This window comes from Nitrosomonas halophila (assembly GCF_900107165.1).
GTDB lineage: Bacteria > Pseudomonadota > Gammaproteobacteria > Burkholderiales > Nitrosomonadaceae > Nitrosomonas > Nitrosomonas halophila.
On the sequence record NZ_FNOY01000071.1, the window covers coordinates 1 to 13,415 of the forward strand.

The window sequence follows — 13,415 nt, forward strand, 5'->3', positions numbered from 1 at the left end:
CCGAGGTCGACGATGCGCTGCTCGTTCCCATCGTAGTTGCCATCTCTATTCCTCCTGTTCACTACATTTTTGTTAGAAACAGTAATGAAATACTCAGCTTTCATTACCTACCATCTCAATAACCACAATCCTTCCATGGCTATTGTCTAATGCACTTCTTATTTTGTTCCAGCAAAGTCAAACTCACCTCCACTAGACACAAACGAGAGGCTAGTCACCTTATGACTTTTAGTCAAGCCCTTTTTTCCTTACCTTAACCAGGGAATTACAAAAATAAAATAAATTCATAGAGTTTTCATTTACCCCTGAATGACCCGTTTAGAACCAAATTTAATCAACATAGTCTTTTCATGATAGTCGTCTCATTCATTATCCATGTTTTACTCGTGGTTATACCGACCTAACTTTCGACTCGATGAAATTTTGCGTCGCCTGACAACGACGAGTAGCCTATAATGGCAAGTTGGCAATAGATGAAGACATTTCATTCCTATAGATGATCTCGCTTGCAATGCTCCAAGACGAACTTCGACCCTCTGCATATGACCCACTTACACTGAGTGGCGATAACTTTGCGCGCACCACCTCACGGCAAATAGAGCTTGCCGCCAACCATTTGCGCAGCGGTCAAATTGTTGCATTTCCCACTGAAACGGTTTATGGACTTGGCGCGGACATTACCCAGCCCCAGGCTATTGAGAAAATCTTTAAAATCAAGGGACGGCCTAGCAATCACCCATTGATCGCGCATTTTGCGGACATGACTGATCTAGAATACTGGGCATCCGAAATACCTACTGCGGCTTGGTTACTAGCTGAGCAATTTTGGCCAGGGCCATTGACACTGATATTACCCAAAAGTAATCGCATTCCCGCAAGCATTACTGGGGGTCAGGACACTGTGGGCTTGCGTATCCCACGACACCCCATCGCACAGGCACTCCTGCGGGCGCTTGGCACACGCAAGGCAATCGCCGCACCTTCGGCCAATCGTTTCGGGCACCTGAGCCCGACCGCTGCCATGCATGTGCGCGAAGAATTCAAAAACGAGATCGGTGTAATTTTGGATGGAGGTTCTTGTGAAGTTGGGCTAGAAAGCACCATTGTGAGCTGTATTGGCAAGACTGTTACGCTATTGCGGCCGGGCGGAATTTCGGTCGACGCAATTGAAAATGTACTCACACAAAAAATACTCGGCAACCCTGTCAGTCATTCCGTGCGCGCTTCCGGAAGTTTGCCCGCCCACTATGCCCCCGATACACCGCTGGAAATCTGTTCAACCGGCAGCGATCTCTGGATACGTGCACGATGGTTTCAGCAACAAGGCAAACGTACCGCAATCCTCACACACACCCCTCTCCCTGACGCACATAAAAAGCAACTTGACTTCATTCTGATGCCGGATAATCCCGTGACATACGGTAAAATACTTTACGCCACGTTGAGGAGACTTGATCAACTGGGCTACGACCAGCTTCTGATCGAGGCACCGCCGAGCAGACTTGACTGGCTCGCCGTAACCGACCGCTTGCAACGGGCAAGCTATCACTACCTTAAACAATCTTAACTCCATAGCACAGTGACTTTATCAGCTATTTTATTCGATGTGGATGGCACGCTTGCCGACACGGAGCGAGACGGGCACCGCCTCGCATTCAACCAGGCCTTCAAGGAACTTCAACTGGATTGGGAGTGGGATGTAGCGCTCTATGGGGAACTGCTTCAAACTACCGGTGGAAAAGAAAGAATCCGGCACTTTCTTGGTGCGTATGCACCACACTTACTTGACAGGCATGATCTTGACGAATGGATTGCCACCATCCATCAAGTCAAAACCAAATATTTTGTTGCTTTATTGGAAGCCGGAAAAATCCCGCTGCGGCAGGGCATCGAACGCTTGATCCAGCAGTTACGCTCGGAAAACATAAAGATCGCCATTGCCACCACCACGACGCTTGCAAATGTCACCACTTTGCTTAAATGCACATTAGGAGAAGACGCAGTGGAATGGTTTGATGTCATTGGCGCTGGCGATATCGTTCCCCAAAAAAAACCGGCACCAGATATTTATCACTGGGTACTGAATCAGCTTGATTTACCAGCCGAAGCATGTATTGCTATTGAAGACTCCGAAAACGGATTAAGAGCTGCCTTGGCCGCAGGCTTAAAGACCGTCATTACAGTCAGTGAATACACGCGTTCACACGATTTCAGCGGCGCAATCATGACACTGGCAGATCTGGACAGCACCACCGACTTACAGCATAAAAATTCAGATCGTCTAGAGAAGGGCGTGGACGTTGAGCTTTTACGAAACCTCGTGGCTGCTGACTAATGGCTTCAGTATAACACCGACCAACCAGCATCAACGGATCTACCATCAGCGATAAGGCAGAAAATTAAGCGGGTCGACTGGTTTGCCTCGTTCTCGAATTTCGAAGTGGAGCTTGACAGCTCCACTATCTGTGTTTCCCATTTCTGCTATTTTCTGTCCTCTGGAAACTTTTTCGCCCTCGTGGACCAGGACTTTGCGATTATGCCCATAAGCACTCAAATATGTTTCGTTATGCTTGATGATCACTAAATTCCCATAGCCCCGCAGACCGCTGCCACTATACACAACTGTGCCTGCAGCAGAAGCCAGGACAGGCTGGCTAAGACTCCCGGCAATTCCCACCCCCCTAGCTTTCTCAGAAAATTTGTTTACAACCTTTCCGTCTGCAGGCCACGCCCAATTGATACCACTGCGATTCTTATCCTCAGACTTTTTCTGGGTTGCCGTCTGAGTGGCCACTGCGGCCTCTGCCTCCTTATGTTGTGCCGGTGTAACTTTTTTGTCCTGTTGCTGCTTGTTTAACTGGCTCGTTGCAGCTTCAGAATAGGCCAGCATTGTGCCTTTAGGCTCGGTTTTAAGCAAAGTTGAGGATTGCCCGCCATTAGCTGCCAATGTCTCCAGCTGATAACCGCCCCCCTCAGACTGTATATAGCCTGACTGGGATATTGCAAAAAGCGCTGGCTGATCACTCGATTGTTCCTGAACACTCACTTGTCCCTCTTGACCAGCAGCATATAGCTCTATCTCCTGTCCGACTCTGAGTACTGCAGGATCAGATATTCTGTTTCTTTCAGCCAACTGATTGATATCAAGCCCATACTTGAGCGCAATACCGTAAAGCGTATCCCCTCTTTGTACAATATAGATGCGCCTACCAGATTGATCGGTGAGCAGTCTGCCGGGTATCGACTGATAGCGACCGAACTCGTGCTCAACAACGGGAACAGGATGTGGTTTCGAAACACAGGCGCTCAGCAACAAACCTGCAAACAATGCCAAACCATGCCGCGGCTTGAAGCCATTTTCAACTCCGTGACGAAAGAATTTGATTCCAATTATCATGAGTGCTTGCCAAGAAAAATCAAGATGCTTCATAAAACTGGCCGGTATTAGCAAGAGCGCATCATGTGTCGGTCACCTATTGACTACGCCTGGAAGAATTGGAACAAATCTAACTTCATCCAGTATCGTTTCTATGTATCCTTCGTGAGTATGATCGATTACACATAGATTTTGTTTCCTGCTTCCCTTCGGAAAAATCATACGCCCACCTACCGCCAATTGCTTTAACAAATCCTCAGGGATTGCAGGGATAACCGCCGTCAGCATAATTCCATCAAAAGGCGCTGCCTCCGGCAACCCCAACATACCATCAGCATGTTTCAGAACAGCATTGCGAACACCCAATTCCCGCAATCGTATTCTTGTACGTGTCAATAATGGGCCAATTCGTTCAATAGAGTAAACCTCAGATGCGATCTTGGCCAAAACTGCAGTCTGATACCCACAACCCGTTCCGATTTCCAGCATTCTTTTTAATGAATTGCCGCCATTTCCTCGCAGCAATTCCGACATACGTGCGACCGTCCACGGACTGGATATTGTCTGACCATAATTGATAGGCAAAGCCACATCATCGTAAGCTCTGGAAGCCAAAGCCTCTTCAACGAAAAGATGGCGTGGGATAAGATTCATTACGGTCAGTATCACTTCATCTTTAATACCCTGTTCTCGCAAACGCTCGACCATACGAATACGCGTTCGCTGAGATGTCATACCAATGCCAGTTTGACGCACACTCACGCACCCACTCCCCTCTATTATTATTCTATATCAGCCCAAGCCTGAAAAATTCTAGCCTCTATTATAAGTCGGGGAGCACATACGGCAGCTCTATAATAACAACGCAGGCACGTCATCCAACAGATCAGCCATGCGGCAGCCATCATGCTGTCTAGAAATCAATCCGGTATTCAGAACCTGCGCTCATAATGCCAGCCAATTTTTAACATACCCGACCTGATCATAGCGAGTTAAGTCTATCTGCAAAGGCGTAATCGATACCCGGTTATTCTGTAACGCAAAAAAATCAGTCCCCTCACCGGCATCCTGCGCCGCCCCTGCAGCACCGACCCAATACACCGCATCCCCTCTTGGAGTCTGGGATTTAATAACACCTTCCGCTTTATGGCGTCGCCCCAGTCGCGTCACTTCTATCCCTTGCATCTGCTCGTAAGGTATATCGGGCACATTGACATTGAGCAGGATCGGCACATGAAACCTGTTCTCAACAAATCTTTTCACAAGATTCAGCACAACCCTTGATGCTGTAGAAAAATTTCCTCTCGAAACACTGACCAATGAAACCGCTATGGAGGGCAAACCCAACAGAAACCCTTCGGTTGCAGCAGCAACGGTACCTGAATATATCGTATCGTCACCCATATTGGCACCATCATTAATCCCCGATATCACCATATCCGGCAATACATCCAGCATCCCAGTCACGGCCAGATGCACACAGTCCGTCGGTGTGCCATTAACATAGTAAAAACCATTATGTGATTTACGCAGACCAAGCGGGCGATCGAGCGTCAGCGAATTGCTTGCGCCACTGCGGTCACGCTCCGGCGCAACCACAGTTATATCTGCGATATCGGCAAGCACGTCAGCAAGATTGGCTATACCTGGCGCAAAATACCCATCATCATTACTGAGCAAAATGCGCATTTAACTAACCCTCTGGAAAAGTTGATAAAGTAGTCAACCAGATTGACAGCGCCTACTTTTGAGTAGGCACTCTGTGCTCATTTAGATGGAAGGAAGAAACTATAAAACGCTAATTCAATATAAATTCGCATTTTCTATTTGATCAAATGACTGCCAAATGATCTGATTGGTCGGGGCGAGAGGATTTGAACCTCCGACCACTTGCACCCCATGCAAGTACGCTACCAGGCTGCGCTACGCCCCGTCATTTTTCATTATAACAAACAAGGCCAGACTAAGAAATCTGTTGTTGATGCAACAACGCCAAAATTGTTCTACAACTTGGCCTTTAAAGCAACTCAATGCTTGCCCGAGCGCGTTAGCAACGGTTATTTGGCCACAAGCAAAGCAATGATACGCTTTAATTCTTCCCTGAGCGCTATCACATCCACGTCCTCAGAACATGTCCTGGAAGATTCCATCGGCACACGACCCTGCACGGACAGACCATCCGCCTGCCCCTGAAATCCATGTATCAGATGATTGCGTGCGCCACTTATAGTAAAACCGTAGTCGTATAACAACTCACGTATCCGCCGGATAAGAATAACCTCCTGATGTTGATAATAGCGACGATTACCCCGACGCTTTATCGGTTTCAACTGCGCGAACTCTTGCTCCCAATAACGTAGAACATGCGGCTTAACGTTGCACAGTTCACTTACCTCTCCGATGGTGAAATAGCGTTTCGCCGGTATCGACGGAAGCACATCACTTGGCTTCTGATTTTCCATGGTAATTCATTTCTACCATAGACTTCAGTTTCTGACTAGCATGGAAAGTCACTACACGCCGCGCCGAGATTGGAATTTCTTCCCCTGTTTTAGGGTTGCGCCCCGGGCGCTGCGGCTTGGTTCTCAACTGAAAATTGCCAAATCCTGACAACTTCACTCCGTCACCATTCTGCAATGCAAGACGCATTTCTTCATAAAATGATTCGACTATTTCTTTTGCTTCCCGTTTGTTCAAACCAACATTCTCAAACAATAAATCGGTCAACTCCGCTTTAGTTAACGCCATATTCACCCCTTAGATAGAGAATAAATGCTCTTCGATAATATTCTGTCCCGCAAAAATCTGATTGGTGACGACAGCATGCAATCGCGCCAATGCACAATCGCCTCGACCTGGGAACCGTTAGTGACGCAATGTGACACCAAATTTCTGACCCAACACATCGACCAAGCTCGTAACAGCCAGATCAATCTCCTGATCAGTAAGTGTTTTTTCAATATCCTGCAGAAGGATACGGAATGCGAGACTTTTTTTACCTGGCTCCAGCTTCTCCCCACTATATAAATCGAACAAGGCTATTTCGGATATAACTGCGGATTTAGCAGCATACATCGCCTCCAGCAGTCCATGCACGCTGACATCATTATCCACCACAATCGCAATATCTCTTCTCACGGGAGGATACTTCGACAGCACCCTCATCACGGGCAGTGTTTCTGCTGCCAGTGCATCGATCCGCAACTCAAACAACACAGCAGTCCGCGGCAAATGATATTTATTGAGCCATCTGGGATGTAGCTCCCCCAACCAACCAGATGGTCTTTGATTGACCAAGATTTGGGCCGATTTTCCAGGATGCAAAGCTGGATGCACCGCCGGTTCGAAACGAACATGCTTGCTCCGCAACAATGTCTCGACATCCATTTTGACATCGAAAAAGTCGGCATCATGCTCTGGAACATCCCATTGTTCAGGCAAAGCGCTGCCAGAACAAAGTCCTGCCACATACTCAACCTCTTTTCTTATACTGCCCTCATTCAAAAAACAACGGCCAATCTCATATATTCTGACTCTGCTCTGTTTGCGATTGAGATTGAACTGCAAATTGCTGATTAGCCCCCCAAACAAACTGCTACGCATCACACTCATATGACTGGCGATCGGATTCTTCAGCGCTACTGGCGATGCATTCCTCGAGAAATCAGATTCCCAGTCTTTATCGACAAAGGCATAATTGATCACTTCCTGGTAATCACGCGTAGTCATGATTTGCCGTATTTGCGCTATTGAAGTGCTGCCTGTTTCAGGTTCCGGCAACATATACATCCTTGCCTTGGGCAAACAAGCAGGAATTTGATCATAACCATGGATGCGTGCCAGCTCCTCGATAAAATCCTCCTCGATCGCCAGATCGAAGCGGTATGCGGGAGGCGTCACGCAAAATACATCTTCTTTAACCAAAAAATTGAATTGCAAGCGCCGCAAGTAGCTTGATACCAGATCGATTCCTAAATCCACTCCCAGGATTTTCTCTATACGACGCAGACGAACCTCAACAACGTCGCGCTGCGGCAAGTCATGCTTCAATTCCGTAACTGGCCCGACTTTGCCACCACAGATGTCGATAATCATGGCTGTGGCACGCTCCAAAGCGTGACGTGTCATGGAAAAATCAACACCCCGCTCAAAACGATGTGCTGAATCAGAAGTAAATCCAAGCTCAAATGATTTGCCATTTATGACAGAAGGCGAGAAATATGCACTCTCAAGGAAAATATCAATTGTTTTCGCCTGCTCCACCCCGCTCTCACGCCCCCCCATAATCCCTGCCAAGGCCAAGGGCTTGTTCGCATCAGCAATGACCAGCATATTCTCACGAAGCGACAAGTCTTCGCCATTTAACAGCTGGAGAGATTCCTGGGCCTGTGCGTATCGCACGTACAGCGCCCGCTCAGCTTCACTTCCAATGCAATCCAGATCGAAAGCATGCATGGGCTGGCCCGTTTCCAGCATGACATAATTGATGACATCCACTACCGGGTTTACGGGACGCAGGCCACTCCGTTCAAGGCAACGGGTCACCCATATCGGTGTTGGCACATCAAGCGCCACGCTGCGTACAACACGACCACAATAGAGTGGGCATGCTGCCGGCTGATCCACGTGTATTGCAACCTGATCCACAATCTCATCCTTGACAGGCACGATATCCGACAACACAAAACCGGTATCCGTTATCGCCGCGATTTCGCGCGCAACACCATACATGCCAAGACAGTCTGCCCGGTTAGGAGTCAGTTTGAGTGTAAATATCCGATCGTCTAGCGCATAATATTCCCGGAAATCGATACCGACCTGTGCCTCATGCGGAAGATCCAGCAACCCTTCAGCCTCGTCCGCCAACCCGAGCTCCTTGGCAGAACACAACATCCCGAACGATTCGATTCCACGCACCTTGCTTTTTCGGATATTTAACTCCGGTAGCCTGGCGCCTGCCAGCGCACAAGCGGTTTTCATTCCCACCGCAACATTTTGTGCGCCACAGACTATTTGCAAACAGGTCTCACTGGCCTCGCCCACATCGACCAGACATACATTCAAACGATCGGCATTGGCGTGTTTTTGTATGGAGACAATCTCTGCCACGACAACATTATCAAAAAAGGGGGCAACTGGTGTGACACTCTCCACCTCCAACCCAGCCATGGTCAATATATGGGCCAATTCTTCACTGGAACAAGCAGGATTGACGAATGTACGCAGCCATCTCTCAGAAAATTTCATAACTACAGATCAGTTAGTTGGAATCAATTGAATTGCTTCAGAAAACGTAAATCATTCTCAAAAAACAAACGTAAATCATTTACGCCATAGCGCAACATAGTTAGACGCTCCACACCCAGGCCAAAGGCAAAACCAACATTTTCTTCACTATCCAGCCCAACATGTTTCATCACATTAGGATGGACCATGCCACAGCCGAGCACTTCCAACCAACCGGTATCGCTGCAAACTCTGCAACCTTTGCCGTTACACATCACGCAAGCAATATCCATTTCTGCAGAGGGTTCGGTAAACGGAAAAAAAGAAGGACGAAAGCGTACCTGCAGATCGCTCCGTTCAAAAAAGTTTTGCATGAACTCTGCCAGCACACCTTTCAATGCTGCAAAATTGACATCTTCATCTATCCAGAGCCCTTCAACCTGATGAAACATCGGTGTATGCGTGACATCCGAATCGCAGCGATAGACACGCCCCGGTGCAATAATTTTGATCGGGGGTTTATGATTTTGCATGTAGTGGATTTGAACTGGGGACGTATGCGTGCGCAGCAACCTGTTATCATCCACGTAAAATGTATCGTGCATTGCACGAGCTGGATGGTTCTCGGCAATGTTCAGGGCGGTAAAATTAAAAAAATCCGTTTCAATTTCCGGACCGGTTGCCGTTGCGAAGCCAATTGAATGAAACAGCGACTCAATCCGCATCATTGTTCTGGTAACAGGATGAATCCCGCCCATTCCCATCCCGCGCCCTGGCAGCGTGACATCCAGACTCTCCTCAGCCAAACGCGCTGCCATAGCTTTTTCCTGGAGATAGCCGCGCCTACGAACTAGCGCTTCCTCCAACATTCTTTTTGCCTGGTTGATCCGTTCGCCCATGACTGGCCGCTCTGCAGGAGCCAGTTCTTTTAGGCCTTTCAACAGCGCAGTAATCTCTCCATCCCTACCCAGATATCGAGCTTTGGCTTGTTCGAGATCTGCAATATTGTTCATTTCATCAAATAAACTTATTGCAGCACTGACCAAGTTTTCTAGATTATTCATAACAATAAAATGACTCGTTCATAAAAAAGGGAGGTCAAGCTATGATCAAGCCGGCCTCCCTTAATAATTTGATCTGGGTAGCTAGAGAATAACTATACTCAGCCACATTACATCAAAGAAAGTAAATACTTACCAACTATGACTTTACGGCTTTGGCCAATTTCCCTATCAGTAACTACATCAATTTCGATTACATTAAGACGCCAGACTGGCCCGCGCCTGATCTGTAATCTTCCCAAAAGCAGTTTTATCAAACACGGCCAAATCCGCCAAGACTTTTCTATCGAGCTCGATACCCGCTTTCTTAAGTCCATTCATGAATACGCTGTAAGTCAGACCTTGTTCTCTTGCTGCGGCATTAATTCTGGCAATCCACAATGCGCGAAACTGTCTTTTCCTTTGACGGCGATCGCGATAAGCATATTGCCCGGCTTTCATCACCGCCTGTTTAGCAACACGATATACGTTCTTCCGTCTTCCGCGATAACCTTTAGCAAGCTTGAGGATTTTCTTGTGGCGGGCGTGCGCTGTGACGCCCCGCTTAACTCTTGGCATGGTATTTCTCCTTAAGCGTAGGGTAGCATGGTACGCACAGCAGCCATATCATTTGCATGTATGGCAGTGATCCCTCTAAGCTGACGCTTATTCTTGGTTGTCTTTTTAGTGAGAATATGGCGCTTGAATGCTTGCGAGCGCTTGATGCTACCACCTGCTCTAACCTTGAAGCGCTTGGCAGCACCTTTTTTGGTTTTCATTTTAGGCATTGATATTTCCTCTTTGATATGATTCCAGGTGTTTCTATCCAGAAAACTTTGATTACCCAGATATCACTTGTAATTAATACAGCTAACTTCTTTTATCACCAAGAACCGTCTATTCACTTGGTTACTAGGATGTCAATTCGTTCTTGGAGCCAGTTTTTAGTTCGGTTTCGTTTTCTTTGGATTTACCGGTTTTCACTTCTTTCTTTTTGGGTGCCAGCACCATAACCATCTGCCGACCTTCCAGTCGAGGAAATTGCTCCACGATTGCATGCTCGTCAAGATCTTCCCGCACCCTTTCCAGCAGCCTGACACCAAACTCCTGGTGTGCCATTTCTCGACCTCGAAAGCGAAGCGTGATTTTAACTTTATCCCCTTCTTCCAAGAAATGGACCAAATTACGTAGCTTGATGTTGTAGTCGCCTTCGTCGGTATTCGGCCGGAACTTGATTTCTTTAACCTGTATCTGCTTCTGTCTCAGCTTTGCATCATGCTTCTTCTTGCTCTCTTGATAAAGATATTTACCGTAGTCCATTATTCTACAGACCGGCGGCTGAGCACCTGGCGCAATTTCAACCAAATCCACGCCTGCCTGCTCAGCTAAATCCTTAGCTTCGGCAATAGGCAAAATACCCATCTGTTCACCATCGAGCCCTATCAATCGAACTTGTGGCGTTAAGATTTCATCATTAATTCTTACAGCTTTTCCCTGAGCGATGGTAATTCCTCCAGAATCTAGAACCTCACTATCAAACTTTTATAGATATCTCTTTCTGCAACCGATCTATAAAGCCACGCAATGTCATTGAACCCAAGTCGGCACCTGACCGATCGCGAACCGCAACGGTTTGCGAGCCCATTTCCTTGTCACCCACAATGATCTGATAAGGTAACTTCTGCAGACTATGCTCTCTGATTTTATAGCTTATTTTCTCATTTCTCAAGTCCAGACTGGTGCGAATACCGTGTCTTTTCAATTCATCGGCGACCAGCTGGGCATAATCATTCTGATTTTTGGAAATATTCAGCACCATGACTTGCACTGGAGAGAGCCATAACGGCAATGCACCCGCATGATGCTCGATGAGAATGCCAATAAAACGCTCCATTGAACCCAATATGGCGCGATGCAGCATAACAGGCACTTTTCTCGTATTATCTTCCGCGACATAAGTCGCCCCCAGTCTCCCAGGCATAGAGAAATCCAACTGAAGCGTGCCGCACTGCCACACACGTCCGAGACTATCCTTTAATGAAAACTCGATTTTAGGTCCATAAAATGCACCCTCACCCGGCTGCAAAGCCCACGTCAGTTCTTTCTGCTCCAATGCTGCCTGCAATGCAGCCTCGGCTTTGTCCCACTGCTCTTCAGAACCCACCCTTTTAAGGGGGCGTGTAGAAAGCTTGACTAGAATCTCGTCGTATCCAAAATCCTTGTAGACTTGGTTAAGCAAATCGATGAATTGCACGACTTCATCTTGTATTTGATTTTCGGCGCAGAAAATATGCGCATCATCCTGCGTAAAAGCCCGTACGCGCATAATGCCATGCAAGGCACCTGATGGCTCATTTCGATGACAGGAACCAAACTCCGCCAACCGTAAAGGCAAGTCCCGATAACTCCTGAGACCTTGATTGAAGATCTGCACATGGCCCGGACAATTCATCGGCTTAATTGCATAATGCCGGTTCTCGGATTCCGTCACAAACATATTCTCACGAAAATTTTCCCAATGCCCGGAACATTCCCACAAGGATCTATCCAATACCAGCGGCGTACGGATTTCCAAATATCCATTCTTGGCAAGAATCTGGCGCATATACTGCTCGATTTGCTGCCATATCACCCAGCCCTTCGGATGCCAGTAAACCATTCCTGGCGCTTGTTCTTGCATATGAAACAAATCGAGTTGTTTGCCCAGCTTACGATGATCCCGTTTCTCAGCCTCTTCCAGCCGATGCAGATAACTGCTTTGCTCCTCTTTGCGCACCCAAGCTGTACCATATATTCGCTGCAGCATCTCATTAGCAGCATTACCGCGCCAATAAGCGCCAGCCACCTTCATCAACTTGAAGACTTTTAGTTTGGCTGTAGAGGGCACGTGGGGCCCGCGACATAAATCTGTGAAATTGCCTTGCGAATACAGTGAAACTGACTCGCTGTCAGGAATAGATTCAATAATCTGAGCCTTATAATGTTCGCCCTGGTTTTTAAAAAAATTGATTGCTTCAGAACGATCCCAAACTTGGCGCTGTATTTTCAGGTTTCTTTGACTGATTTCAGCCATTCTTTTCTCGATTGCGGCCAGATCTTCTGGAGTAAAGGGTCGCTTGTAAGAGAAATCATAATAGAATCCGTTCTCTATGGTAGGGCCGATGGTCACTTGCGCTTCCGGAAACAATTCTTTCACAGCATGTGCCAATAAATGCGCACAGGAATGTCGAATAATTTCCAGCCCCTCAGGATCTTTGTCGGTAATTATGGCAAAATCACTATCGGTCTCAATGGGCGTCGACATATCAACCCACTTACCATTCAATTTCCCAGCCAAGGCGGCGCGCGCAAGTCCAGCACCAATTGATTCCGCCACGTCCATTACTGTAACCGGGTGATCAAACACCCTTTCTGTTCCATCCGGCAAACGAACGATAGTCACTTAATTCCCTCACTACCCACAAAAAAAATTTGCATCACAATGCATGTGCCTGCTGCCGACAATCATTAGCCCACTGTTTCGGGCTTGACTCATTGGTTGACAACGCACCCGAGCAGGCAAGTACCAATAAAAAAGGAAGCCCGCGAAAATGGCACAGAAATTTACGCGGGCCCTCTCAATCAATTAGAATACATCTATTTATCTTTACGAATACCGATACTTACTCGTCGTCCTCATCATCATCGGACTCGTCGTCGCTGGAGGACTCGGCTGTGGCGGCATCGCTGTCACCCTCATCTTCCTCATCCTCTTCGTCATCGTCATCGTCATC

The 13,415-nt window shown here is 47.4% G+C and carries 13 protein-coding genes and 1 tRNA gene; 2 read left to right on the top strand and 12 right to left on the bottom strand.

What is annotated here, in order from left to right; genetic code table 11:
- Positions 1-511 precede the first annotated feature (511 nt).
- Positions 512-1,567: an L-threonylcarbamoyladenylate synthase gene (locus tag BLV85_RS12500; RefSeq protein ID WP_090415593.1), complete on the top strand. Its 1,056-nt coding sequence runs from the start codon at positions 512-514 to the stop codon at positions 1,565-1,567.
- Between the two features lie 12 nt (positions 1,568-1,579).
- On the top strand, positions 1,580-2,335 hold the full coding sequence (locus tag BLV85_RS12505) for an HAD-IA family hydrolase (protein WP_090415582.1): 756 nt from the start codon (positions 1,580-1,582) through the stop codon (positions 2,333-2,335).
- Positions 2,336-2,380: 45 nt separating this feature from the next.
- Here BLV85_RS12505 and BLV85_RS12510 read toward each other — a convergent pair whose 3' ends face one another.
- The 12 genes from BLV85_RS12510 to thrS form a co-directional block, all read right to left on the bottom strand.
- Positions 2,381-3,430, bottom strand: coding sequence for a peptidoglycan DD-metalloendopeptidase family protein (locus BLV85_RS12510; protein WP_245725211.1), 1,050 nt, complete (start codon positions 3,428-3,430; stop codon positions 2,381-2,383).
- Between the two features lie 39 nt (positions 3,431-3,469).
- Positions 3,470-4,138 carry a protein-L-isoaspartate(D-aspartate) O-methyltransferase gene (locus BLV85_RS12515; protein ID WP_090415583.1) on the bottom strand — a complete coding sequence of 223 codons (669 nt, stop codon included), beginning with the start codon at positions 4,136-4,138 and terminating at the stop codon, positions 3,470-3,472.
- A 183-nt stretch (positions 4,139-4,321) separates the two neighbouring features.
- Positions 4,322-5,065, bottom strand: coding sequence for a 5'/3'-nucleotidase SurE (gene surE / locus BLV85_RS12520; protein ID WP_090415584.1), 744 nt, complete (start codon positions 5,063-5,065; stop codon positions 4,322-4,324).
- Positions 5,066-5,232: 167 nt separating this feature from the next.
- A tRNA-Pro gene (locus BLV85_RS12525) sits at positions 5,233-5,309 on the bottom strand.
- A gap of 124 nt (positions 5,310-5,433) precedes the next feature.
- The gene (locus BLV85_RS12530) at positions 5,434-5,838 is read right to left on the bottom strand and encodes a MerR family transcriptional regulator (RefSeq protein WP_090415585.1); all 405 of its coding nucleotides are present in this window, start codon (positions 5,836-5,838) and stop codon (positions 5,434-5,436) included.
- The gene (locus tag BLV85_RS12535; RefSeq protein WP_090415586.1) at positions 5,816-6,124 is read right to left on the bottom strand and encodes an integration host factor subunit alpha; all 309 of its coding nucleotides are present in this window, start codon (positions 6,122-6,124) and stop codon (positions 5,816-5,818) included. Before BLV85_RS12535 ends, BLV85_RS12530 begins: the two co-directional genes overlap by 23 nt.
- Before the next feature lie 117 nt (positions 6,125-6,241).
- The gene (pheT, locus tag BLV85_RS12540; protein ID WP_090415587.1) at positions 6,242-8,623 is read right to left on the bottom strand and encodes a phenylalanine--tRNA ligase subunit beta; all 2,382 of its coding nucleotides are present in this window, start codon (positions 8,621-8,623) and stop codon (positions 6,242-6,244) included.
- 23 nt (positions 8,624-8,646) lie between these two features.
- Entirely contained in the window at positions 8,647-9,666 is a 1,020-nt protein-coding gene (pheS, locus tag BLV85_RS12545; RefSeq protein WP_090415588.1) for a phenylalanine--tRNA ligase subunit alpha, read from the bottom strand.
- 195 nt (positions 9,667-9,861) lie between these two features.
- Entirely contained in the window at positions 9,862-10,221 is a 360-nt protein-coding gene (gene rplT / locus BLV85_RS12550; protein ID WP_090415589.1) for a 50S ribosomal protein L20, read from the bottom strand.
- 11 nt (positions 10,222-10,232) lie between these two features.
- Entirely contained in the window at positions 10,233-10,430 is a 198-nt protein-coding gene (rpmI, locus tag BLV85_RS12555) for a 50S ribosomal protein L35 (RefSeq protein WP_090415590.1), read from the bottom strand.
- Positions 10,431-10,554: 124 nt separating this feature from the next.
- The gene (gene infC, locus BLV85_RS12560) at positions 10,555-11,151 is read right to left on the bottom strand and encodes a translation initiation factor IF-3 (RefSeq protein WP_342707101.1); all 597 of its coding nucleotides are present in this window, start codon (positions 11,149-11,151) and stop codon (positions 10,555-10,557) included.
- Positions 11,152-11,176: 25 nt separating this feature from the next.
- Positions 11,177-13,084 carry a threonine--tRNA ligase gene (thrS, locus tag BLV85_RS12565; RefSeq protein ID WP_090415592.1) on the bottom strand — a complete coding sequence of 636 codons (1,908 nt, stop codon included), beginning with the start codon at positions 13,082-13,084 and terminating at the stop codon, positions 11,177-11,179.
- Positions 13,085-13,415: the final 331 nt, after the last annotated feature.

Excerpts from the sequence above, each read along its gene's own strand:
- rpmI (WP_090415590.1), bottom strand. The coding sequence starts at position 10,430 with ATGCCTAAAATGAAAACCAAAAAAGGTGCTGCCAAGCGCTTCAAGGTT.
- BLV85_RS12500 (WP_090415593.1), top strand. The coding sequence starts at position 512 with ATGCTCCAAGACGAACTTCGACCCTCTGCATATGACCCACTTACACTG.
- BLV85_RS12530 (WP_090415585.1), bottom strand. The coding sequence starts at position 5,838 with ATGGAAAATCAGAAGCCAAGTGATGTGCTTCCGTCGATACCGGCGAAA.
- BLV85_RS12510 (WP_245725211.1), bottom strand. The coding sequence starts at position 3,430 with ATGAAGCATCTTGATTTTTCTTGGCAAGCACTCATGATAATTGGAATC.
- BLV85_RS12535 (WP_090415586.1), bottom strand. The coding sequence starts at position 6,124 with ATGGCGTTAACTAAAGCGGAGTTGACCGATTTATTGTTTGAGAATGTT.
- pheS (WP_090415588.1), bottom strand. The coding sequence starts at position 9,666 with ATGAATAATCTAGAAAACTTGGTCAGTGCTGCAATAAGTTTATTTGAT.
- surE (WP_090415584.1), bottom strand. The coding sequence starts at position 5,065 with ATGCGCATTTTGCTCAGTAATGATGATGGGTATTTTGCGCCAGGTATA.
- pheT (WP_090415587.1), bottom strand. The coding sequence starts at position 8,623 with ATGAAATTTTCTGAGAGATGGCTGCGTACATTCGTCAATCCTGCTTGT.
- rplT (WP_090415589.1), bottom strand. The coding sequence starts at position 10,221 with ATGCCAAGAGTTAAGCGGGGCGTCACAGCGCACGCCCGCCACAAGAAA.